Origin of the sequence: Streptomyces sp. NPDC006743, from assembly GCF_040703815.1 — a bacterium.
Lineage (GTDB): Bacteria > Actinomycetota > Actinomycetes > Streptomycetales > Streptomycetaceae > Streptomyces.
In genome coordinates, this window is record NZ_JBEYJA010000152.1 from 1 (window position 1) to 1,975 (window position 1,975).

The 1,975-nt window shown below is 64.2% G+C and carries 1 protein-coding gene and 1 pseudogene; one reads left to right on the plus strand and one right to left on the minus strand.

Annotated features, from left to right (window positions below; genetic code table 11):
* Nucleotides 1-176, plus strand: a pseudogene (locus ABZ719_RS37600) (glycosyltransferase family 2 protein); the annotation flags it as partial.
* Nucleotides 177-813: 637 nt separating this feature from the next.
* On the opposite strand, the gene ABZ719_RS37605 reads toward ABZ719_RS37600, so the two are convergent.
* Nucleotides 814-1,572 carry a DUF3800 domain-containing protein gene (locus ABZ719_RS37605; protein WP_366729662.1) on the minus strand — a complete coding sequence of 253 codons (759 nt, stop codon included), beginning with the start codon at nt 1,570-1,572 and terminating at the stop codon, nt 814-816.
* Nucleotides 1,573-1,975 lie beyond the last annotated feature (403 nt).

The following is a 1,975-nucleotide window of genomic DNA, read 5'->3' on the forward strand; positions in this document are numbered from 1 at the left end:
TGAACGCCGTCAGCACCGGATGGTTCATCGAGGAGTGCGGACTCCTCTACCGCAAGTGGCCCGGCCAGACCACAGCCCAGGACGCCCACCACCACGAAGCCGAACGGCTTGCCCGAATGAAGGTCATCGAAGACCGCGCCGAAGCCTTGACGAAGCTCAGCACCTGGCACCTGTGAGACGACCCGAGAGCCACAAGTGGCGGATGCGGTAAGAGTTTCCCTACTTCATCAAGCCCCGGCTGCGCTCCGCTCCGCCGGGCGCGCTTCCCGGCTCCGCTCCGGGCGACGCTCCTGCCTTCGGCCCGCTCCGCCCGCGCTACGCCGACGCGCGCCCACATGTGGATGGGGCCGGAAGCCATGAGTCGATCACCGCATAGAGCGGCCCGCGGTCAAAGACGATGCCTCCGGCGGGGGATCGGCCGGCACCGGGATGGAGGGGGCGCCGTCGCCGACCGCAGGCCCGTGGGCGGCGTGCGTGGAGGGCTCCGATCCCGTCCACCATCGACCCAGGCAGAGCCGAGCAGACGCGGCCCAGGGCGTCCAGGTCGTTCGTACAGTGGCGCGCTCCACCTGGACGCCCTGAACCACGCCCGCTCCACGGTGTGTGGGTCGACGGCGGACGGGATGGGAGCTAGGGAAGTGGTGGGTGAGGAAGCCGATCAGCTCTCTCAGGTAGCTGAAAGAACCTTCACACCCCTCACTCGCCCGTCTGGTTCCGCTCCGAAGGGCTTTTGCCGTACGGTGGACTCAAGCGCTGACCCGTGGCTCATGCTGCGGCTAGGCACTTTCCGCCCCCTGGTGATGCCAGGGGGCCTTAACTTTTTCGCACGACGATTCCGGGCGCTGGGCCGCCGGACAACCTATTGGTCTCGCGCCTCATGGCATCACCGAGCTCAAGCCACATATCCGCAGGGCATACCGCAGAGATCGAGCGCGAAGGCGGCACGTATGCGCGAAAGGCCGCATAAGCCACAAGATCGGCAAACTGGATGAAGTAGGAGTGGTCCGAGCGCCGCGGCACGGGGTCGTCAACTAGCATCCGCGCGGGAACCTTAAGAGAGCCCGTTCCATATGCGCTACCAGCGGTCATGTGCCGACGGGACTTTCGTACGAGGCGCCGAACATGATCGTCTTCACCTTCGTCGTGAAAGATCATGATCGGCGTCTGTGCTGCGTGGCTAGCTCTCTCCAGGCGTTGAAGCAGCGTTGTCCAGGCAAGTTCGAAACATGCTCCGTCACTGAGCTCAACAGCCCGCTTGTCAATGATGATGGCGAAGGCTTTGGCTCGCAGATCCGCCAAGACTCGCATGTGAGCTCGGTAGATGACCTTCCGACCACTTGGCCCAATGCCTAGCTGTCGGATGCTTCCGCTGTTCCGTAGAAGGAAGTTGGCCTTGAGCTCTGAGCGCATGAGTACGCCGAACTTGTCCCGTAGGCGCCTCCGGAAGGCGACAGCCTCATCGAACGAGGTAGCCCAGTTGTGATCTTCTATCAGGACGCACCCAAGGGTGTACGTCAGGGTGCCTCCCCGTTCAACGGCACCAGTGTTGCCAGACTCGTCGATGTAGGCCATCAGCACCACAACATCATGCAGCACTCAACTGCAGGAAAACCATCCTGTCATTCAACCTGAGTGATCTACGGTCGCCGTCCTCTACGGTCGCAGCGTCGTTGTCAGTGGTGAGCGTCAGACTATGACCCATGACTACTCGAAGAGGTTGGCCGCGAGACCGGTACACCGGGCCGGGCGGCGGTATGTCTACGGGCCCAGGGGGTGGGATGTCCACGGGGCCGGGCGGCGGCATGTCGACAGGACCAGGGGGTGGGATGTCCACCGGCCCCGGCGGCGGCATGTCGACAGGACCAGGCGGAGGACTATCTACCGGTCCCAGCGGAGGACTGTCCACCGGACCGGGAGGTGGACTCTCAACTGGCCCAGGAGGCGGCCTTTCCACTGGCCCCGGGGGCGGGTTGTC